This window comes from Streptomyces sp. Ac-502 (assembly GCF_045222935.1).
Taxonomy (GTDB): Bacteria; Actinomycetota; Actinomycetes; order Streptomycetales; family Streptomycetaceae; genus Streptomyces; species Streptomyces monomycini.
In genome coordinates this window covers 4,807,314-4,827,703 of sequence record NZ_JBHFFO010000001.1, presented here as the reverse complement: position 1 = coordinate 4,827,703, position 20,390 = coordinate 4,807,314, and the positions used below count along the sequence as shown (strand labels likewise).

Sequence of the window (20,390 nt, the reverse complement as noted above, 5' to 3'; positions counted from 1 at the left end):
CGGCGGCCCGCGGCGGCGCCCGGACACCTCCGTACGGACACCCGTCCGCGCGGAGCCGTCACGGCATGTGACGGTACCGGTGCGCACCGCAGAAGGCCGCCGGGACACGACGGGAGCGGCCCCGGGTTCGCAACCGTGGGCCCGGCCAGGAAGAATCAGTACGCGTACGGCCGAACAGGCCAGGCGGTGAGACGCTGCACGGGGCAGTGGCTCTCGGCGGCCACTGGCTTTTGAGAGTCTCTTTTACGCCCCACGGGGAGGTGGCAGGCAAGTGGTGGAGCAGCTGACACAGCTGACACAGCACGATCCCCGGCGGATCGGCCCGTTCGAGGTGCTCGGCCGTCTCGGGGCCGGCGGCATGGGGCTGGTCTACCTCGCGCGCTCGGCGTCCGGGCGGCGGGTGGCGATCAAGACGGTGCGTACGGAACTCGCCGAGGACCAGCTGTTCCGGGTCCGCTTCACCCGCGAGGTCGAGGCGGCCCGCGCGGTCAGCGGCTTCTACACCGCCGCGGTGGTGGACGCCGACCCCCGGGCCGCGGTGCCGTGGCTGGCCACCGCCTACGTGCCCGCGCCCTCCCTGGAGGAAATAGTCAATGAGTGCGGGCCGCTCCCGGCCCAGGCGGTGCGCTGGCTCGCGGCCGGCATCGCCGAGGCGCTGCAGTCCATCCACGGCGCGGGTCTGGTCCACCGGGACCTGAAGCCGTCCAACGTGCTGGTCGTCGAGGACGGGCCGCGCGTCATCGACTTCGGCATCGCCAGCGGTGTCTCCAACACCCGTCTGACCATGACGAACGTGGCCGTCGGCACGCCCGCGTACATGTCGCCCGAGCAGGCCCGCGACTCCCGCAGCGTCACCGGCGCCAGCGACGTCTTCTCGCTCGGCTCCACCCTGGTCTTCGCCGCCACCGGACACGCACCCTTCCACGGCGCCAACCCGGTCGAGACGGTCTTCATGCTGCTGCGCGAGGGCCCGGACCTGGCCGGGCTGCCGGACGAACTGCGGCCGCTGATCGAGTCCTGCATGCAGATGGAGGCGCCCGGCCGCCCCACCCCGCCGACCTCCAGTCCCAGCTCGCACCGCACCTGTTCGGCTCCGGCAGCGACGACAGCGGCACCGCCTCCGCCTGGCTGCCGGCCGGCGCCGTCGCCCTCATCGAAGGGCGGCGCGGCGGGCGCCAGGCCACACCGGCCGCCGCCGCGCGCGGTGGCGCCGGGCAGCCCCGCGCCGCGCGGCAGCCCGTACCGCACTCCCCGCCGCCCGCCCAGCCGCCGCCACCGCGCCCGCGCAACGCCCCGGCGGCCGCGCACGCCGGCGGCGCGACGGGGGCGCCCGCGCCGGAGCCCGGCTGGGCCGGAGCCGCCGGCATGGGCCCCGGCGCACGCCGGGCCGCCGACCCGCGCGGCGCCGCGCAGCCGCCGCAGTCCGCGCCCGCCGGCCCGGTGGCCGCCGCGCCGCCGGTCGCCGCCCCGCCGTTCGCGTCCGCCCCGTCCGCGGCGTCACGGCTGCCGGACGGTGACGTTCCGGACGGCTCCGTACGCCTCGCCGGCACCTCCGCGCCGATAGGTCCAGGCCCCCGCGCCGGGGACGGCGGGCCGCCGCAGCCGCGCGCCCAGGCACCCGCCACGGACTGGGTCCGGCCGCCCGCGGGCGCGCCGGGCGGCCCCGGCCACGGACCCCACGAAGGCGAGCCGGCCCCGCCCCTGCCGCAGCAGGGCGCCGCGGCGGGGCCCGGCTCCGGCACGCCCGTCACGGGCGGCGACGGCGCCGCGCCCGCCCGCTGGCGCCCCTGGCGTTTTCGCATGTCCAACGACGTGTGGGGCACGCCCACGGTCGCCGGTGACCTGCTGTACGTCACCTCCTTCGAGGTGCACGCCCTCGATGTGGCCAGCGGCCGCCGCCAGTTCAAGACCCGCGACGTGGCCTGGAGCATGTCCGTCGCGGACGGCCGTATCCACGCCTCCGACGGGCCGAGCCTGTACGCGCTCGACGCGGCCGACGGCACCGAGCGCTGGCGCCTGGGCAGCGACGGCTGGATCTACGCCCTCAAGGCCGGCCGGGGCACCGTCGTCACCGGCACCCGGGGCGGCGGCGTCCAGGCCTGGGAAGCCGCCACCGGCGAACGGCTCTGGGAGACCGGCGGCGCGCAGACCGACTTCGAGACCGCCGACCTGGGACCGGTCCTGCACGAGGGCACGGTCCTCGTCTGGGCCGACGGGCGGCTGAAGGCCCTGGAGGCCCGTACGGGCGCCGAGCGCTGGTCGTACCCGGTCGGCGACGCGGCCTCCTGCGGCGGTGTCCCGGTGCGGCTGCTGCCCGCGCCGGACGGCGCCGTGTACGTCACCGCCGGGACCAGGGTGCTGGCGATCGACCTCGCGCGCGGCGAGGTGCGCTGGCACTTCGAGGCGCCCGCCGCGTTCCTCAGCCGCCCCGCGTTCGCGCCGGGGCCCGCGGTCACCGGCGGCGGCCTCTACCTGGCCGACTACCTCGGCACGGTCTACGCCCTGGACGCGGCCGACGGCCGGGACCGCTGGCGCATCGCGACCGAGGCCCGGCAGTCCACCGAGCCGGTCCTGGTCGCGGACGGCGCCGTGCACCTCGGCAGCGGCAAGGCGCTCTACACGCTCGACGCCGTCACGGGCACGCCCCGCTGGCGGTTCCAGGCGGGCGGCGAGGTGATCGGCGCGCCCGTCGTGGCGGACGGCCGGGTGCACTTCGGCTCCGCCGACCACTGCCTGTACACCCTCGACGCGACGGGCGGACAACTGCGCTGGAAGCTCGCCACCGGCGGCGAGATCACCGGCACGCCGGTGGCCTCCGGGGGCGTCGTCTACGCGTGCAGCAAGGACCGGTGCGTGTACGCGCTGGACGCGGCGAAGGGGACGGGGCTGACGCGGCGGTCGTGACGGGTGGCCGGGCGGCTACCGGTCCTTGTCCGGGGAGGCCGCTCGGGCCGTTCCTGCGCGGGCCGTTCCTGCTCAGGCCGTTCCTGTGCCGCCCGCTCCTGCTCCGGCCGTTCCCGCTCCGGCCGTTCCGGGGGCGGTGTCGTCCTGATGGGCCGCGTCTCGTCGTCGGGCCGGGGCGGCGGCTGCCCCGGATCGTCCGAGGCCGGCGGCATGCGGACGGCCCGGGTGGGCTGGTCGTCCGGGTCCGGCGGACCCGACTCGGGCGGCGGGTGCCCGGCGCCCGGCCACCGTACGGGCGGCTGGTGGTGCGGCGTCGAAGGCGGGGGAGCGTCGTACGCGGGTGTGCCTTGCGGCGGGGTGTCACCGCCCCGGACAGGGCCGGGCTCCCACTCGGGCCCCGGCGCCCCGTAGGGCGTCGGTTCGCCGTACCGGTTGTCCCGCTCCCGGAAACCGGTGTCCTGGCGCCGGGAGCGCACGCCCCGGCGCCCGCTCATCAGCAGAGCGCCCAGCCACAGCAGCGCGCCCCTCCGAGGGCGTACGCCACCCCTAGGCCCAAGCCCTGGTCCGCGATCTCGCCGACGGTGAGGCTGCCCGCCTCCTGCCCCTGGCGGACCATCCACAGGATGGTGAAGCCGAGCACGACGAGCCCCGCCACCGCGACGAGCAGGCGGGAGCGCAGCAGAACGCCGATCAGGGTCACCAGCGCGGCGAAGGCCATCGGCAGGAACACCGAGCCGAACAGGTCGGCCTTCTCCCCGGTGATGCCGCGGAACAGGTCCTCGATACGGATCTCGCGTCCGTGACGGCCGTCGTACCAGGCACGGAAGGGGCTCCAGACGGCGGCCGCCGCTCCGGCGAGGGCCAGTACGGATCCGAGTACGTTGCGCACCACAGGCGTCGCCTCTCAGGTCGCTGATTCGTCCCGTTTCCCTCTGTAATCGACGCTACGCCCGACTGCACGCGCGCGCCAGACCTGCGCGTTTTACCTGGTCAGGAAGAGATTTTGGGTAATGCAAAGACGTTGCTAGTCTGCCGTGCACTCGTCAAGAAAAGATAAGGACGAGATGCGCCGCGCGCAGCGGCGCGCTTTTTCCACGGGGTCAACGGGGGCACAACATCATGAAGTTCCGTCATGTCCGCGCGGTCGCGGCGGCCGGGGTGGTCCTGGTCGCGCTGACCGGCGCACGTCACTCGCACGGCGGCGGCTGCGGAAGCAGCCACAGCAGTGGCAGCGACGGCGGTTCCAGCAGCACGGGCGGCAGCAGCACCAGTGGCAGCAGCACGAGCGGCGGTTACGAGGCCAGCACCGGTGGCTACGACGGCGGCACGAGCAGCGGCAGTTCCACGAGCGGCAGCACGACCGGTGGCAGCGGCACCAGCGGCAGCACCTCCGGCTACACCAGCGGCGGTTCCGGCAGCAGCCGCAGCGCCATGGGTGACATCAAGATCGACGGGTGCCGGTACAACGGCGCGGGCAGCGTGAAGACCACGGTCAGCGCCACCAACAGCTCGTCCACCACCAAGTACACGTACCTGCTGACGGTGAAGTTCACCGCGCCCGGCGGCAAGGACCTCGGCACCCGCCACCCGAGCATCCCCTACGTGATGCCGGGGCGCACCGACTCCACCGACGTGATCCAGTACGTGCCGTCCGACGCCGCCACCGCCGGTACGTACCGCTGCTCGGTGACCGACGTCCAGCGCACCCCGCTGTCCTGATGGCCACCAGGGAACGGCGGCCCGTCCGGGCCGCCATCGCGGCCGCGACGGCGGCCGCCGGCGCGCTCGGGCTGGTCGGCTGCGGTGCCCTGCTGCCCGGCGGCCACGCCCGCCGGGTGACACCGCCGCCACCGCCTCCCGGCTACAGCTCCTCGCCGTCGCCCGGCTACGACGCGCCCTCGTACGAGCCGACGTACTCCTACTCGCCGTCGCCGACGCCGGAGGAGACGTACGACCCGGACGGCCGCTCGGACGCGCGCGGCAACAACTGCCGCTACGACCAGTCGACCCGCCGCCTCGAATACTCGGTCTCGGTGACCAACCCGTCGCTGACCAAGACCTTCAAGTACGAGATGGCCGTCAACTGGATGAAGGCGCGGCCCGCCGACGGCACGGCGTTCGGGCTGCACCAGCGCAGCGTCATCGTCCGGCCGGGACAGACCGAGACGTACACGGCCACGTACAGCTACACCAACACCTCGACGCGGCAACTGTGGTTCCAGTGCGAGATCCGCGGGGCGCGCAAGTCCGAGCTGTGACGGGGCCGCGGGCGTACCGGCGGGGCCGGGAGGCCGGGCCGGCGCGCCCCGTTGTCAGCGGACCCGGAAGTCCCGGGAGCGGGCCGCGAACAGCCCGTCCTGTTCCTCCGGCGGCAGGCTGCCCAGCGCGATGAGCTGCGGGGCGTGGGACACGGCCTGCGCCCGCGCGGCCTCCCGCGACGCCCACAGGGCCCGTACAGTGCCCTGCACCGCACCGGTCGGCTGCGCGGCGAGCACGGCGGCGGCACGCCGGGCCGCGGCCACCGCGCCGCCCGGCGGCGCCAGCTCCGAGACCAGGCCCGTCTCGTGGGCGCGGCGGGCACCGAGCCGCTCCGCCGTGCCCATCAGGGACAGCCGCGCGATCTCGCCGTACGGCATCCGCTGCGCCATGAAGACCGACTCGTACGCGCTGACCATGCCATACGTCGTGTGCGGGTCGAAGAACGTGGCCTCCTCGGAGGCGACCAGGAACTCGCACTCGCCCAGCAGGTAGAACGCCCCGCCGCAGGCCATCCCCTCGACGGCCGCGACGACCGGCTTCCACAGGTCGTTCGCCTTCGGGCCGATGCCGAGCAGCGGGTCGTCGGCCGAGAACGGGGAGGACGGCTGCGGGACGTCCGCCGAGCGGTCGATACCGGTGCAGAACGCCGTACGCCCGGCGCCGGTCAGGACGACGGCCCGTACGGCGTCGTCGGCACGGAACCGGCGCCAGACGGCCGCGAGCCCGTCGGCCGTCGCCAGGTCGATGGCGTTGTGGCGCTCGGGCCGGTCCAGGGTCACCAGGGCGACGCCGTCGGGCGCCGTCTCCACCCGTACCGACGGCTGCCCGTCGGGCGTTGTCTTCGCGCGTACGGACGGCTGCCCGTCCGGCGCCGTCTCCGCGCTTACCGAAGGCCGCCCGCCCGGCGTCGTCACGGCCGCTCCAGCAGCCAGCGCGGCACGGTGACACCCGGCGCCTGCTCGTGGAACGCCACCTTCACCGCGGCGCCGATCCGGATCCGGCCCGGATCGACGGAGTTCAGCGCGGCGTCCGGAGCCGTCACCAGGTTGCCGGCCAGGCGGATGCGCGGGGCGTCGGCCAGTTCCACCACGACGACGGTGTACGGGGCCTGCGCGGCGTAGGCGGGCAGCAGCGGCGGGTGCGGTACGACGTACGACCAGATGCGGCCCCGGCCGGACATCCGCCGCCAGCGGTGGTCGAAGGACTGGCAGTGCGGGCAGCACGGGCGGGGCGGGAAGCGCGGCTCGCCGCAGGCGGCGCAGGCCTGGACGCGGAGTTCGCGGCGGGCGGCGTACTCCCAGAAGGGGGCGCCGTCGTCGTCGGGGACGGGGAGCAGGAGGGCGTCGGCGGGGTCTTCGCCCTGGTCCGGGGCAGGTTGGGGGCCGTTGTCAGTGGTCGGCCTCATGCTGGTGGACATGAGCACTCAACTCCTCAGCAGCAGGGCCGATGTGGGGACCCCCTCACCGGCCGTGACCAGGCAGGTGGCGGCGTCCGGGACCTGGGCGGTGCTGGTGCCGCGCAGTTGCCGGACGCCTTCGGTGATGAGGTTGAAACCGTGCACGTACGCCTCGCTCAGCCCGCCGCCCGCGGTGTTCAGGGGCAGCCGGCCGCCGATCTCCAGGGCGCCGCCCTCGGTGAAGGCCGCGCCCTCACCGCGTCCGCAGAAGCCGTAGCCCTCCAGGGAGAGCGGGATCAGCGGGGTGAACGCGTCGTAGATCTGCGCCACGTCGACGTCCTCGGGGCCGAAGTCGGCCTGCTTCCACAGCTGCCGGGCGGCGGTCCAGGACGGTCCGGTGAGCGGGTCGTCGGTCCAGTAATTGACCATGCCGTGGTGCTGGGCGGGCAGGCCCTGCGCCACGGAGTGGACGTAGACGGGGCGGTGCCGCAGGTCGCGGGCGCGTTCGGCGGCGACGACCACACACGCCAGCGCGCCGTCGGTCTCCAGGCAGTTGTCGAAGAGGCAGAGCGGCTCGCTGATCCAGCGGGAGGTCATGTACATCGCGCGGGTCAGCGGCCGGTCGTACATGATCGCGGCCGGGTTCTGGTTGGCCCGGTTGCGGCAGGCGAGGGCGACGTTGAAGAAGTGGTCACGGGTCGCGCCGTATTCGTGCATGTAGCGCCGGGCGAGCACGCCGATCTCGTCGGCGGGCCGCAGCAGACCGAAAGGACGGGTCCATTGGGCCGGAGTGGGCAGTTGGACAGCGGTGTTCCGCCACGGGCGGGGCCCCGAACCGCGCTTGCGCGACCGCCAGGCGACGCCCACGCTCGCCTGACCGGTGGCGATGGCCGCCGCCAGGTGCGCGACGGTCGCACACGAACCGCCGCCGCCGTAACCGGCTTTGGCGAAAAAAGTGACGTCACCAGCGCCGATCGCCTTGGCGACCTCCACCTCGTCGGTCTCCTCCATGGTGTACGAGGCGAACGCGTCCACCTCCGCCGCGGCGATCCCCGCGTCGTCCAGGGCCGCGACGATCGCTCGGCACGCCAGCGTGCGTTCGGACTCGGGCAGCCGCTTGGCGAACGCCGTCTGGCCCGTCCCGGCTATCACCGCCGCGTCCTTGAGGGTCGCGCCCATCGGCACCTCCGTGGTCGGCCGTCCGTGCTGACAGCCGAGGAGGCTACCGCTAACCTGACGGGTAGTCAGCTCCCGGTGTCCGGCCGGTTCTCTCGCGGGAGGTTGTGCGATGCGCGGTGACCTGGACGAGCCCGGCACCACCGACCCCCGCGCCGACCTGGCGCACGGCACGGTGCCCCGCCTGGTGCGGGCCGCCGCCGAGCGGTACGGCCCGGCCGAGGCGGTCGCCGAAGGCCGCCACCGCCTGACCTTCGTCCAGCTGGAGGAGCGGGTCGAACGGGCCGCCGCGGCCTGCGTCGCCGCCGGTGCCGAGCCCGGCGACCGGGTGGCCGTGTGGGCCCCCAACACCACCGAATGGATCACCGCGGCGCTCGGCGCGGTGACGGCGGGCGCCGTACTGGTGCCGGTCAACACCCGCTTCAAGGGCGCCGAGGCGGCCCACGTCCTGCGCCGCACCCGCGCCCGTCTGCTCTTCGTCACCGGCACCTTCCTCGGCACGTCCTACGTGGCCTCGCTGCGCCGCGCGGCCCGGGAGGGCACCGGCCGCGGTCCGCTCCCCGGCCTGCCGGACCTGGAGCGGGCCGTCGTCCTCTCGGGGGACGCCCCGGACTCCTTCCTCACCTGGAAGGACTTCCTGTCGGCGGGCGAGGCGGTACCGGTCGGCGCGGTGCGCGCACGGGCCGACGCGGTCCGCCCCCAGGACCCCTCCGACATCATCTTCACCTCCGGCACCACCGGCCTCCCCAAAGGCGTCGTCATCACCCACGCCCAGACCTTGCGCGCATACGGCGTCTGGAGCGAACTCGCCGGACTCGCGCCCGGCGACCGCTACTTGATCGTCAACCCGTTCTTCCACACCTTCGGCTACAAGGCCGGCATCATCGCCTGCCTGCTGCGCGGCGCGACGATGATCCCGCAGCCGGTCTTCGGCGCCCCCACCGCACTGGCCCACATCGCCGCCGAACGCGTCACGGTCCTGCCCGGCCCGCCCACCCTCCACCAGCAGCTCCTCGACCACCCCGACCGGGCCCGGTACGACCTCGGCTCGCTGCGCCTGGTCGTCACCGGCGCCGCCGTCGTGCCGCTGGAGCTGGTCGAACGGCTCCGCACCGAGCTGGGCGTCGGCACCGTACTGACCGCCTACGGCCTCTCCGAGAGCTCCGGCATCGCCACGATGTGCCGCCGCGACGACCCGCCCGCCACCGTCGCCGCCACGTCCGGGCGCGCCGTACCCGGCACGGAGATACGCATCGCCGACGCCGACGGCCGGGTGGCGGCGGAGCCGGGGACGGCCGGTGAGGTCCAGGTCCGCGGCTATCACGTGATGGCCGGCTACTACGAAGACCCGCAGGCCACCGCCGAGGCGCTGACCCCGGACGGGTGGCTGCGCACCGGCGACGTCGGAGTCCTGGACGCCGACGGCAACCTGCGCATCACCGACCGCCTGAAGGACATGTTCATCGTCGGCGGCTTCAACGCCTACCCCGCCGAGATCGAGCGCCTGCTCGCCCGCCACCCGGACGTCGCCGAGGTCGCCGTCGTCGGCGTCCCCGACCCCCGGCTCGGCGAGGTCGGCAGGGCGTACGCGGTCCGCCGCCCGCGGTCCACGCTCACCGCGGCGGAGCTGATCGCCTGGGCGCGCCGGGAGATGGCCAACTACAAAGTGCCCAGAGAGGTCGCGTTCGTGGCGGCCCTGCCGCGCAACGCGAGCGGGAAGGTCGTCAAGGGGAGTTGCGCGGGGCACCCACCGTTCCGACGCTTCCGTAGCGGGAAGCCCCGGTCGGTCAGGAGACGGTGGACGCCATCCGTCGATTACCGGAGTGTTAGCAGGCTGTTAGCCGCCCCCGGCACCTTTGCGTACGTACCGACGACCCCGACGCACCTGTTCCTGGGGGAACCGCATGCCCAGCCTCACCACCACCGCCTTCCGCCGCGGCCGCCGGCTCGCCGCCGCCACGATCGTCGCCGTCGCGGCGTTCTCGCTCACCGCGTGCGACGACTCCTCCGGCGGCCCGAGCCCGGCCAAGAGCGCGGCGGTGGAGTCCTCCGAGGGCGGCACGTCGGGCGGCTCGGGCTCGGCCGGCGGCGGTGCGGGTTCCGCGGACACGGGCACCTCGGGAGCGCAGGCTTCGGGCGGCTCCACCGGCGGCGGCACGTCGGGCGGTACGGGCTCGACGGGGTCCGGCACGGGCAAGGGAACAGGCACGGCTACGGGCGCGGGTACCGGTACTGGTACCGGCACCGGTACGGGCGCCGGGCGCAAAGGTGTCGACGTCACCCTGGTCGGCACCCTCAAGTACCTCGCCCCGGGCAAGCTCACCGTGACCCCGGAGTCGGGTACGGAGCAGGCGTTCTTCGTCGCCACCGACACCAAGGTCCTCGGCGCCGCGACCATCTGCGGCGGCCCCGACGGCCAGGTCACCATCACGGACGACAGCTACGGCACCACCACCTGCACCACGGACCAGCTCGACGAGGCCGCCAAGAAGAACACGGTCAAGGTCCGCGCCACGATCCACAAGGGCATCGCCACCAAGGTGGAAGAGCGCTACCACCCGTAAACCACTGCCCCACCCCCGGCGCAGCCCCCGGCCCCCCGACCGGGGGCTGCGCGCATCCGTCGCGGGCCTCGGCGCAGTGCGGCGCGGCGCGGTCGGCTGCTGTCCCGATCCGGTGGTTGTGAAGCGGCCCTCGCGTGGAAGGCGTGCAGTATGAGCACTCCATACCCCGACGGTCCGGAGCCCGGCGGCCCCGTGACCGACCCGCCCGACCCGCCCGGCCCCCAGCCGGGCCACGACCCCCAGCCCGGCCACGACCCTCAGCCGGGACGCGACCCGAGCCCGCCCCCGCCCGGGCCGAGCGACCCCATGGGCCCGGACCCGATCCCGCGGCCGTCCGACCCGGACGCGGCCCCGGAACCCACGCCACAGCCCGGCCCGCTCACCTGAACGCCCCCGGACGGCCGGGCAGCGGCCGCGGGCAAGCCGTCCGCCCGGCCCTCACCGCTCCCCGAACCGCTCCCGCAGCGCCCCCTTGAGCACCTTGTTCAAGGGGCCGCCCCGCGGCAGCGTGTCCAGGATCTCCAGCTGCTCCGGCAGCTTCTGCGGCATCAGCCCCGCCCGGCGCAGATGAGCGGTGAGCGCGCCGAGCGTCAGCACGTCCGCGCCCGCCCCAGAGGCCGAACCCGCGCCTGCCCCCGGCCTCGGTCCCGCCCCCGCGAGCGTCACCACCGCACACACCCGTTCACCACGCTCCCGGTCCGGCAGCCCGATCACCGCCACCTCGCTCACCGCCGGGTGCGCGCGGACCAGCTCCTCGATCTCCTGGGCGGAGATGTTCTCGCCCTTCCTGATGATGATGTCCTTGAGCCGCCCGGTGATCACGAGATGCCCGTCCGTCCGCAGCAGGCCCAGGTCACCGGTGTGGAACCAGCCGTCCGCGTCGAACGCCCCGGCCGTCAGCGCCGGGTCGGTGTAGCCGCGGCAGACCATCGGCCCGCGTACGGTGATCTCACCCGGCTCGCCGGGCCGTGCCGCGCCGCCGTCGGGCCGGACGATCCGGACGCGGGCGCCGGTCACCGGCTTGCCCACGGTGTGCGCGAGCTGTTCGTCGCTGTCGTACGGCGTGCCCATCGTGATCATGGGGCACTCCGTCATCCCGTACCCGTGCACCACCGCGCACTCCAGCTCGCGGCCCGCCGCGTGGTACAGCTCCGGCGGGAGCGGCGCCCCGCCGCCGGACAGCAGCCGCAGCGTGGGGACGAGCCCGACCGCCGGGCCCGGCCCGGCATGTGCCCGGCGCCGACGGGCCTCGTCGAGGAACGCCTGGTAGAAGGCCGTGCTGCCGCCGGCCATGGTGACGCCGTGCCGCCGGTACGCCTCGACCGCCGCCGCCGGTTCGAACGTGTCCAGCACGACGGCCGGGAAGCCGCTGAGCAGCATCGCGACGAGGTAGTCGGGCCCGGCGATGTGCGCGTACGGGAAGGCGATCGAGCCGGTGTCCGCCGCGGTCATGCCCAGCGCGGTGGCCAGCCCGATGCCGCCCGCGAGGAGCGAGCCGTCGGTGTGCCGGACGCCCTTGGGCTCGGCGGTCGTGCCGGAGGTGTAGTAGATCCACGTCGGCGTGCTGTCCGGCCGTACGAAGTCCGGCAGCGTGCCGCCGGAGCCCGGCGCGGCCTCCGGCAGCCCGTCGGCGACGGAGAGCACACGCACACCGGCGGGTGCGGCCTCGCGCGCCGTACCCGCGTAGTCGTGGCCGCGCCACTCGCCCGGCACGATCGCGTACTCGGCGGCCGACTGCCGCAGCGCGAAGCCGACTTCGCGCTCCCGGTGCAGATGCAGGACGGGGATCTGTACGGCCCCGAGCCGGGCCAGCGCGAGGGACACCGCGACGGTCAGGGGCCAGGTGGGCAACTGCCACAGGACGCGCGTGCCGGCGCCGATCCCCAGCCCGTGGAACCCGGCCGCCAGCCGCCGGGCACGGTCCCGTACCTCCCCGAAGGTGACGGTCTGCCCGGAGCCGCCGGTGGTCTCGTCGAAGAACATCGGCTGCCGCGGGGACAGCTCCGCCCGGTATCGCATCAGCTCCCAGAGCGAACGCACACGATCAGGTTCGAACACGGCGCCTCCTCGGGGAGCGGGGGCGCGACGGTAGCAGAAGTACGCCGATATGAGGAGACGTCAGTTAGAGGGAACGATGCGGAACATCCGCGCGGGCGAAGACGTTGGGGGCTGGTGACCTGGTCCGCACGAGCACGTGAGGAGACGGCCATGCCGTTGAGTACGCAAGAGCGCGAGGCCTTCCTGGCCGAGCCGCACATCGGAGCCCTGTCGGTGGCGTCGGGCGCGGCGGACCGCGCTCCGCTGACCGTGCCCATCTGGTACGGCTACGAGCCGGGCGGCGAACTGTGGATCACCACCGAGCAGGGCTCGCGCAAGAGCCGGCTCATCGCGGCGGCGGGCCGGTTCTCCCTGATGGTGGACCGGGTCGAGCCGACGGTCCGCTATGTGTCGGTCGAGGGCGAGGTCGTCTCGACCGAGCCGTCGACGGACGAGGAACTGCGCGCGATGGCCGGGCGCTACCTCGCTCCGGAGGCCGCCGCGGCGTATCTGAAGAACGTGCTGCCCACGCTCGGCCCGTCGGTGACCATCCGGCTGCGGCCGCGGCGGTGGCTGTCGGCGGACATGGGGACGGTCGTCTAGACCAGGAGTGGCCCAGAGCGGCCCGGAGCAGTCCGGCAGCAGCCCTGGAGCCGCGCTGGAGCGGACGCCGTAGGGGCCGGCCTCACCCGGTCCGGCCCCCTTCGGTCGTACTGCGGCCCGTGACGGGCCGAGGACTACGGGCGGTGGGTGTCCAGCGGGACGAATCCGCCCGCCTCCGGCCGGTGGGTGTCGGGCGCGACGGAACGGTCGGCCGGTATCGGCCGGTGGGTGTCGGATGCGACGGAATGGGCGCCAGGGGCCGGCCGGTGGGTGTCGGCCATGGCGGGAGCCGCCGCCGCGCCCGCTACGGCAGTGGTGAGAGCAAGGGTGACAAGGGTGTGCTTGATACGACTCATGACCGCTCCTCCGTGGGGGAATCCCAGGTAAGTGACGCTGGCTTCTGGTGAGGCGTGTGTTCTGTCCCCCCCCGGGCTGGAAACAGCCGTGAAGAGGGGGAGAAAGCTTATGACTTCGGGTATGCCGCGGGGACCGGCTTCGATGGCTCCCCCTGAGCGCCATCGAAACCGGCCCCCGCGATCCCCGGACCCCCCGGATCCCCCCGGATCCCCCGATCCCCGGTCTCAGCAGTCCCCCCGGATCCCCCGATCCCCCGGACTGCCGAAACCGCAGTGGGTCTGGTGCGGAATCGCTCGCCGTGCGGGCGGGTCGTCACATCCCCCGTGACCCGCCCGCACGGCGCCGCGCTACTTCGGCTCGGCCACGGGCACGTTGCCCTCACCCATCACGACGACATTGCCGTCCCGGCCCGGTGCGGGCTGGGTGCCGTCCTCGGTGACCAGCTGACCGTCGATGATCGGCCGGTGACTGTCCTCCGGCTTGATCGGCCGGTGACTGTCCATGGGCTGGATCGGACGGTGGCTGTCCTCCGGCTTGATCGGCCGGTGACTGTCCATGGGCTCCGGTTTGATCGGCCGGTGACTGTCCTGCGGCACGATCGGCCGGTGACTGTCCGGCGGCTGAATCGGCCGGTGGCTGTCGGTGGGCTGCGGTTGGATGGGCCGGTGACTGTCCTGCGGCACGATCGGCCGGTGACTGTCCTGCGGCTTGACGATGTCCCTGTCGTCGTCCTTTCGAGCCTGATTCTGAGAGCTCACGGTGATCAACTCCGTTGTGTGGGCGCTGTTGGCCCACCCGGCCGGCAACTCCCCCGTGGGTCGCCGGACGGGTGGACCATGGCCTGACACCTTGCGGTGGGGCCTGGTCACCGAGCCGCTTGCCCCCGAGGCGGCGGATCGGTAATTAGAGAGTGGCCCCTCGCGATGAACGATCGATAAACGCCTGAAGCCCGCGGTCCGGGCGGCTTTTACACCAGCGCGACAGGGGTGCTGAGATTGTGGAGCTCCCCGTCCACGGGCAGGCCCAGCTGTTCGTGGATGGTCACGACTTCCTGCCAGCAGACCTTCGCCCGGCCGGTGTGCCCGATCTGGTTCAGGGCGTGCCCCAGCGTCGTCAGCGCCTCGGCCCGCCAGCGGCCGCCGCCGAGCCCCCGCAGGGCGGAGAGCGCCTGCTCGGCGTAGTTGGCCGCGTTGGCCGGACGCCGGGCCGCCAGGTCGACCTCGGCGAGCCGGAGGTAGGTCATGCCCTCCCAGAACCGCTGCCGGCTGTCCCGGAAGATGGCGAGCGCCTCGGTCAGCTGCTGGGTGGCCTCGTCGAGTCTGCCGGCCAGCGTCAGCGCCATGCCCAGCGCGTACCTGCCGTTGCCGAGGCGGCGGGAGGCACCGACCTCCCGGAGGGCTGCGACACCCTGCTCGGCGAGCTGGATGGCGCTCTCGGTGCGCCCGGTGTCCAGGTGCAGCCGCGACAGGTTGCACAGCGCGCTCGCCTCGGACTGCTTGTTGTCGTTCTCCCGGAAGGCGAGCAGGGCCTGGTTCAGGTACTCCTCGGCCGCCTCGAAGCGGTGCTGGATGCTGGCGATGATGCCGCGGTCGTTGGGGCCCTGGGAGGCGGCGAAGGAGTCCTCCGCGGCGAGCCCCAGCAGGGTGGCCAGCTTCGCGTGCTCGTCCGCCTCGTTGAGCCGCCCGGAATGGGTGTAGAAGGGCGCCAGGGCCCAGTGGGCCCGGCCTTCCGCGTGCTGGTCGCCCGCCCGGCGCGCGGCGTCCAGCAGGGCGAGGTTGGCCTGCTCCCACTGGCGGCTGTTGGCGCCGGACTCGGCCATGTCCCGGGTCAGGAGCAGCAGGTCGACGGCGCGGCGCAGCACCTTCTCGCCGGTGTTCTGCAGCGCGCAGGCGATCAGGGAACGGGTCTCGTTGAAGAGCCAGCTCAGGGCCTCGGCGCGGTCGGTGAAGAGCAGGCCCGGGTAGTGCGGGGTCTCCGTGTGGTCGGTGAGGCGGTCACCGGGGCGCTCCAGCGCGAACATGTGGGTGGCGGTGGCCAGGTAGAAGTCCAGCAGCCGGGACAGGGCCGCGTCGCGCACCTGCGGCGGCTGCTCGTCGCGCTCCGCGCAGGAGCGGGCGTAGAGGTGCACCAGGTCGTGGAAGCGGTAGCGGCCGGGGGCGGCGGACTCCAGGAGGGAGGTGTCGACGAGCGATTCGAGGAGGTCCTCGGCGTCGTCGGTGTCCATGTCGAGGAGGGCCGCCGCGGCGGCGAGCGAGATGTCGGGCCCGTCCGCGAGGCCCAGGAGGCGGAAGGCCCGCGCCTGGCGGGGCTCCAGCTGCTTGTAGCCCAGTTCGAAGGTGGAGTTCACGGCGAGGTCGCCGGCGCGCAGCTCGTCCAGCCTGCGGCGCTCGTCGGCCAGCTTGCGGGCGAGTACGGAGACGGTCCAGGTGCGGCGGGCGGCCAGCCGGGACGCGGCGATACGGATGGCCAGCGGCAGGAAGCCGCAGGCGCCGACCACGTCCATGGACGCCTCGCGCTCGGCGTTCACGCGCTCCTCGCCCACGATGAGCGTGAAGAGGGTGAACGCTTCCTCAGGGCTCATCACGTCCAGGTCGACCAGGTGCGCGCCGGCCAGGTCGATCATCCGGACGCGGCTGGTGATCAGCGCCGCGCAGCCGTCCGTACCGGGCAGCAGCGGGCGGACCTGGGCGGCGTCGCGGGCGTTGTCGAGCAGGACGAGCAGCCGGCGGCCGGCGAGGGCCGAGCGGTAGAGGGCGGCCCGTTCCTCGATGCCGTCGGGGATGGCCGGGCCCGGTGTCCCCAGCGCGCGCAGGAACGCGCCGAGCACCGCTTCCGGGTCGGACGGGGAGTGCCCGACGCCCTGGAGGTCCACGTACAGCTGGCCGTCCGGGAAGTGCACATGGGCGGCGTGCGCGACATGCACGGCGAGGGTGGTCTTGCCGACGCCGCCGATGCCGGTGAGTGCCGAGACGGCCATCACCCGGCCCTCGGCGGTGGCGAGCTGCTCGCTCAGTTCCGTGACGAAGGCGGCCCGGCCGGTGAAGTCCGCGACCGTGGCCGGAAGTTGCTGCGGACGTACGAAAGTCGGCTCGCCGGGGACCTGGCCGTCGTGCGGCACGGCGGGCGCGTCCAGCTCCGTGTCGGCGCGCAGGATGCGCTGCTGGAGTTCGGAGAGCGACGCGCAGGGGTCCACCCCCAGCTCATCGGCGAGCAGACGCCGCGTGTCGGCGTATACGGCGAGTGCCTCGGCCTGGCGGCCGCTGCGGTACAGCGCCAGCATGAGGAGTTCTCGCAGCCGCTCGCGCAAGGGGTGCGCGGCGGTCAGCGCGGTCAGCTCCGAGACGGCGTCGCCGTGGCAGCCCAGCTCCAGGTCGAGTTCCAGGCGCGTCTCGATGAGGGACAGGCGCCATTCCTCCAGGCGGGTGCGCTGGTTGTCCGCGTAGGGCCCGGCGAGGTTGGCCAGCGGCTCGCCGTCCCACAGGGCCAGCGCGGAGTCCAGGAGGTCCCGGGCGCGGCAGCGGTCACCGGTGGCCCTGGCCTTCTCGGCGTCGGCCGCGTACTGCTCGGCGTGATCCATGTCGAGGTCGAGCGGCTGGTGGTCCACCGGCCGCAGTGCGTAGCCGCCGGACTCGCTGACCAGCGTGTCCGCGTCCGCTCCGAGCGCTTTGCGGATGCGTGAGGCGTACGTGCGCAGCGCCGCGAGGGCGGCATGCGGTGGTTCCTCGCCCCAGAGGGCGTCGACGAGTTCGGATGCGGTGGCGGTGCGCCCGCCCCGCAGGAGAAGGGCGGCCAGCAGCGCACGCTGCTGCGGGGAGCCGACCGCCAGTGGCGTCGTGCCGCGCCAGGCCCGTACGGGACCGAGCACGGTGAAGCGGAGCCGCTCCTGGCCCTGCCCCGGACCGTCGTCCATGGTGTCCCCCTGCCCTGTGCACTTCGTTCGCATCGGCCAGTCTGCCTTGTCGTAGCCCCTTACGTCAGTAGGGGTCCGGTCTCCGCACGGACTCTCCACGCCCGGCGTTCGGGCTGGTGTTCGGCTGCGCGGCGGGGGCGGGCCGGGACGGCCGCTGGTGCCGACGACCGTGCGGATGCGCGTGCAGCTTCCCGTGCGCGGCTCGCGCGCCGGTGCGGGTCCGAGCGTCGCTGCTCAGCCGCCTGCGGGGCCGCGCGGCGCCCGGCCCGGGCACAAAACGGTGTCACCTGCATGCATTCCCTCCTGTCACTGCGTTACTGACGGTCCGTCAGTTCGACGCTACGGTAAAAACATGGAGAGTTTTCCGAAGATAATCTCGGTGGACGACCACACGGTGGAGCCGCCGCACGTCTGGCGGGACCGCCTCCCCTCGAAATATCACGACATCGGCCCCCGAATCGTCCGGGCCCCGCTGAAGGAAATGACCTTCGTCGGCGGCAGGTTCGCGCCGAAGATGGGCCGTCCGGGGGACGAGGGGCCGCTCGCCGACTGGTGGGTCTACGAGGACCTGCACCGCCCGCTGACCCGCCTGGACACCGCCGTCGGCTACGACCGCGACGAGATCAGACTCGAAGGCATCACCTACGAGCAGATGCGCCCCGGCTCCTTCAGCGTCCCGGAGCGGCTGGCCGACATGGACGTCAACCACGTGCAGTCGGCGCTGTGTTTCCCCACGTTTCCGCGCTTTTGCGGTCAGACCTTCACCGAGGCCAAGGACCGCGAACTGGGGCTGCTGGGCGTGCGCGCGTACAACGACTGGATGGTGGAGGAGTGGTGCGGCCCGGCCGCGGGCGGACGCCTCATACCGCTCGGCCTCGTCCCGTTGTGGGACGCGGAACTGGCCGCGCGGGAGGTGTGCCGGAACGCGGAGCGCGGCGTACGGGCGGTCTGCTTCAGCGAAATCCCGCCACATCTGGGCCTGCCCAGTATTCACACCGGCGACTGGGACCCCTTCCTGCGCGCCTGCGAGGAGACCGGGACCGTCATCGCCATGCACATCGGCTCCTCCAGCAGGATGCCGTCCACCTCCGCCGACGCGCCGCCCGCCGTCGGCTCCACGATCACCTTCGCCAACTGCTGCTTCTCGATGGTCGACTGGCTGATGAGCGGAGCGTTCGACCGCTTCCCCGGCCTGAAGATCATGTACGCGGAAGGGCAGATCGGGTGGATCCCGTACATCCTGGAACGCGCGGACGTGGTCTGGGAGGAGAACCGCGGCTGGGGCGGCGTCGCCGACAAGGTCCTGCGGCCGCCCTCCGAACTCTTCGCCGGCCACGTGTACGGCTGCTTCTTCGACGACGCCTTCGGCCTGCGCAACCTGGACGCGATCGGCGTCGGCAACGTCCTCTACGAGACGGACTACCCGCACTCGGACTCCACCTGGCCGCGCTCCAGGGAGGTCGGCGAGGCCCAGATGGGACACCTGGCGCCCGAGACGGTCGAACGGATCGTGCGCGGCAACGCCATCGACCTGCTCGGGCTGACGGCGGACGGGCTGTGGGCGGGGGCGGCGTGATCGCCGTGCGCCGGGGTGGCGCGGGGCTCCCGCGCGCCCGCGTGAGCGCGGGATCCCTCGCGCGCTCGCGGTACATGAGGGCTTCCGCGCGCCCCCGGTTTACGTAAAGGTGCTCGCGCGCCCGCGGTGGACAGAGGCCCCCGCGCGCCCGCAGAAGTGACGGATTCCGCGTGCCGTACCTCGCCGCGGGGCCCGTGCCGCCGTCACGATGGGACGGGCGGCCGGGACCGGGCCGTCCGCACGGACCGCGCCCACGGGGCGCCGTCCGTGAGCGGCGGGGCCGGGAGGTGGCACAGATGACGACGTTCGTGCTGGTGTCGGGCGGGTACACCGGAGGGTGGATCTGGCAGGAGGTGGCGGACCACCTGCGCGCGGCGGGACACCGGGCGCATCCGGTGACTCTGACCGGGATGGGGGACCGCCGCCACCTGTCGGGCCCCGGCACCGACCTGAACACCCACATCGAGGACGTGGCGCAGGCCCTCGACCACATCGGCGCGGGCGAGCCCGGCGAAGCGGGGGAGACGGTGCTCGTCGCCCACTGCTACGGCGCCTACCCCGCGCTCGGCGCCGCCGACCGCGAGCCGGGCCGTCTGGCCCGCCTCGTGTACGTGGACGCCGGCCTGCCCGCCGACGGCGTCTGCGTCCTGGACGCGCTGCCCGACCCGGCCGTACCGGACCGGCTGCGGCGCCGCGCCCAGGAGCACGGCGACGGCTGGCGGCTGCCGCCCCCGGTGTTCGAGGAGACCGACATCTGGGGCAGCCTGGACGGCATCTCCCCGGAAGGGCTGGACCGGCTGGCCCGCTTCGCCGCGCCCCAGCCGCTGGCCACCCTCACCCAGCCGATCCGGCTGACCGGCACCACGGCCGCGCTGCCCGCCACCGGCATCTTCTGCACCAAGAACGTCACCAGCACCGCGGCCCTCCGCGCCCTGGTGGACTCCGGCGACCCGCGCTTCGCCGCGTTCACCGACCCCCGGTACGGCTTCTTCGACCTCGACACCGGGCACTGGCCCATGCTGTCCTGCCCCGGCGAGCTGGCCGACCTGCTGCTGCGGGCGGCGGCGGACGAGGGGGAACGGCTCGGGACGCCCGCCTGAGGTACGCCCGCCTGCGGCGCGCCCGGCCGGGGCACGCTCGCCGGGTACGTACCCGCCCGGGGCGGCGCGGACCCGTCCCGTGCGCCCCGGCATGATGGGGACATGAGCAACCGACCCGTACTCGTCTACGACGGGGACTGCGGCTTCTGCACCACCTGCGTGCGCTTCGCCGAACGCCGTATCCGCCCCCGCTGCACCGTCTCGGCCTGGCAGTTCACCGACCTGGAGGCGCTCGGCGTCACCCCGGAGCGGGCCGAGCACGAGGTGCTGTGGATCACTCCGGCGGGGACCGTGTACGGCGGCGCGCAGGCGGTCGCCAAGCTGCTGATGAGCGCACGCGGCCTCTGGTCCGTCCCCGGCGCGCTGCTGACCCTGCCGCCGTTCCGCCAGGCCGCCCACGCCGTGTACCGCCTGGTCGCCGACAACCGCCACCGCATGCCCGGCGGCACCGCGGCCTGCTCGCTCCCCGCGCACCTCAGGCCCTGACGGCCCCCGCCACCGCCCCGGC

Annotated in this window: 16 protein-coding genes and 2 pseudogenes; 9 read left to right on the top strand and 9 right to left on the bottom strand. The window is 73.8% G+C overall.

The window, feature by feature from the left end; genetic code table 11:
• Nucleotides 1-283 precede the first annotated feature (283 nt).
• Nucleotides 284-2,904: pseudogene (locus ACEXOX_RS21630) on the top strand (PQQ-binding-like beta-propeller repeat protein).
• Here ACEXOX_RS21630 and ACEXOX_RS21625 read toward each other — a convergent pair.
• Both ACEXOX_RS21625 and ACEXOX_RS21620 read right to left on the bottom strand, forming a co-directional pair.
• Complete coding sequence (locus ACEXOX_RS21625) at nt 2,829-3,398, bottom strand: hypothetical protein (RefSeq protein WP_406522630.1); 570 nt, start codon at nt 3,396-3,398, stop codon at nt 2,829-2,831. The pseudogene ACEXOX_RS21630 and the gene ACEXOX_RS21625 sit on opposite strands and share 76 nt — an antisense overlap.
• Nucleotides 3,398-3,796, bottom strand: a complete 399-nt coding sequence (locus ACEXOX_RS21620) for a hypothetical protein (RefSeq protein WP_406522628.1) — start codon at nt 3,794-3,796, stop codon at nt 3,398-3,400. The genes ACEXOX_RS21625 and ACEXOX_RS21620 overlap by 1 nt, the downstream gene beginning before the upstream one ends.
• A 227-nt stretch (nt 3,797-4,023) precedes the next feature.
• Between ACEXOX_RS21620 and ACEXOX_RS21615 the strand changes: the two genes are divergently transcribed.
• Together ACEXOX_RS21615 and ACEXOX_RS21610 are read left to right on the top strand one after the other, a co-directional pair.
• Nucleotides 4,024-4,623 (top strand): hypothetical protein, encoded by a 600-nt coding sequence (locus ACEXOX_RS21615; protein ID WP_406522627.1) that lies wholly within the window; start codon nt 4,024-4,026, stop codon nt 4,621-4,623.
• The gene (locus tag ACEXOX_RS21610; RefSeq protein WP_406522625.1) at nt 4,623-5,162 is read left to right on the top strand and encodes a hypothetical protein; all 540 of its coding nucleotides are present in this window, start codon (nt 4,623-4,625) and stop codon (nt 5,160-5,162) included. Before ACEXOX_RS21615 ends, ACEXOX_RS21610 begins: the two co-directional genes overlap by 1 nt.
• 54 nt (nt 5,163-5,216) lie before the next feature.
• Here the strand turns inward: ACEXOX_RS21610 and ACEXOX_RS21605 are convergent, their stop codons facing one another.
• The 3 genes from ACEXOX_RS21605 to ACEXOX_RS21595 form a co-directional block, all read right to left on the bottom strand.
• Complete coding sequence (locus ACEXOX_RS21605; RefSeq protein ID WP_406526425.1) at nt 5,217-5,972, bottom strand: enoyl-CoA hydratase/isomerase family protein; 756 nt, start codon at nt 5,970-5,972, stop codon at nt 5,217-5,219.
• A 101-nt stretch (nt 5,973-6,073) separates the two neighbouring features.
• On the bottom strand, nt 6,074-6,580 hold the full coding sequence (locus ACEXOX_RS21600; protein WP_406522623.1) for a Zn-ribbon domain-containing OB-fold protein: 507 nt from the start codon (nt 6,578-6,580) through the stop codon (nt 6,074-6,076).
• Nucleotides 6,581-6,586: 6 nt separating this feature from the next.
• A complete protein-coding gene (locus tag ACEXOX_RS21595) occupies nt 6,587-7,738 on the bottom strand; it encodes a lipid-transfer protein (RefSeq protein WP_406522621.1) in 1,152 nt (383 codons plus the stop codon).
• Nucleotides 7,739-7,847: 109 nt separating this feature from the next.
• Between ACEXOX_RS21595 and ACEXOX_RS21590 the strand changes: the two are divergent.
• Together ACEXOX_RS21590 and ACEXOX_RS21585 are read left to right on the top strand one after the other, a co-directional pair.
• Nucleotides 7,848-9,479: pseudogene (locus ACEXOX_RS21590) on the top strand (FadD3 family acyl-CoA ligase); the annotation flags it as partial.
• Nucleotides 9,480-10,449: 970 nt separating this feature from the next.
• Nucleotides 10,450-10,686 (top strand): hypothetical protein, encoded by a 237-nt coding sequence (locus ACEXOX_RS21585; protein ID WP_406522619.1) that lies wholly within the window; start codon nt 10,450-10,452, stop codon nt 10,684-10,686.
• Nucleotides 10,687-10,737: 51 nt separating this feature from the next.
• Here the strand turns inward: ACEXOX_RS21585 and ACEXOX_RS21580 are convergent, their stop codons facing one another.
• Complete coding sequence (locus tag ACEXOX_RS21580) at nt 10,738-12,357, bottom strand: class I adenylate-forming enzyme family protein (protein WP_406522618.1); 1,620 nt, start codon at nt 12,355-12,357, stop codon at nt 10,738-10,740.
• Nucleotides 12,358-12,507: 150 nt separating this feature from the next.
• On the opposite strand from ACEXOX_RS21580, the gene ACEXOX_RS21575 reads away from it, so the two are divergent.
• A complete protein-coding gene (locus tag ACEXOX_RS21575; protein WP_406522616.1) occupies nt 12,508-12,939 on the top strand; it encodes a pyridoxamine 5'-phosphate oxidase family protein in 432 nt (143 codons plus the stop codon).
• A 134-nt stretch (nt 12,940-13,073) separates the two neighbouring features.
• On the opposite strand, the gene ACEXOX_RS21570 is transcribed toward ACEXOX_RS21575, so the two are convergent.
• The 3 genes from ACEXOX_RS21570 to ACEXOX_RS21560 all read right to left on the bottom strand — a co-directional run bounded on the left by ACEXOX_RS21570 (nt 13,074) and on the right by ACEXOX_RS21560 (nt 17,206).
• Nucleotides 13,074-13,295 carry a hypothetical protein gene (locus ACEXOX_RS21570; RefSeq protein ID WP_406522614.1) on the bottom strand — a complete coding sequence of 74 codons (222 nt, stop codon included), beginning with the start codon at nt 13,293-13,295 and terminating at the stop codon, nt 13,074-13,076.
• Nucleotides 13,296-13,643: 348 nt separating this feature from the next.
• Nucleotides 13,644-14,054 carry a laminin G gene (locus tag ACEXOX_RS21565; RefSeq protein WP_406522612.1) on the bottom strand — a complete coding sequence of 137 codons (411 nt, stop codon included), beginning with the start codon at nt 14,052-14,054 and terminating at the stop codon, nt 13,644-13,646.
• Nucleotides 14,055-14,263: 209 nt separating this feature from the next.
• Nucleotides 14,264-17,206 carry a BTAD domain-containing putative transcriptional regulator gene (locus tag ACEXOX_RS21560; RefSeq protein WP_406522610.1) on the bottom strand — a complete coding sequence of 981 codons (2,943 nt, stop codon included), beginning with the start codon at nt 17,204-17,206 and terminating at the stop codon, nt 14,264-14,266.
• Nucleotides 17,207-17,558: 352 nt separating this feature from the next.
• Between ACEXOX_RS21560 and ACEXOX_RS21555 the strand changes: the two genes are divergently transcribed.
• From ACEXOX_RS21555 to ACEXOX_RS21545, 3 genes are all read left to right on the top strand, one after another.
• The gene (locus ACEXOX_RS21555) at nt 17,559-18,782 is read left to right on the top strand and encodes an amidohydrolase family protein (RefSeq protein ID WP_406522609.1); all 1,224 of its coding nucleotides are present in this window, start codon (nt 17,559-17,561) and stop codon (nt 18,780-18,782) included.
• Between the two features lie 296 nt (nt 18,783-19,078).
• Nucleotides 19,079-19,882 carry an alpha/beta fold hydrolase gene (locus ACEXOX_RS21550; protein ID WP_406522607.1) on the top strand — a complete coding sequence of 268 codons (804 nt, stop codon included), beginning with the start codon at nt 19,079-19,081 and terminating at the stop codon, nt 19,880-19,882.
• A 102-nt stretch (nt 19,883-19,984) separates the two neighbouring features.
• Nucleotides 19,985-20,368, top strand: coding sequence for a thiol-disulfide oxidoreductase DCC family protein (locus ACEXOX_RS21545; protein WP_406522606.1), 384 nt, complete (start codon nt 19,985-19,987; stop codon nt 20,366-20,368).
• Nucleotides 20,369-20,390: the final 22 nt, after the last annotated feature.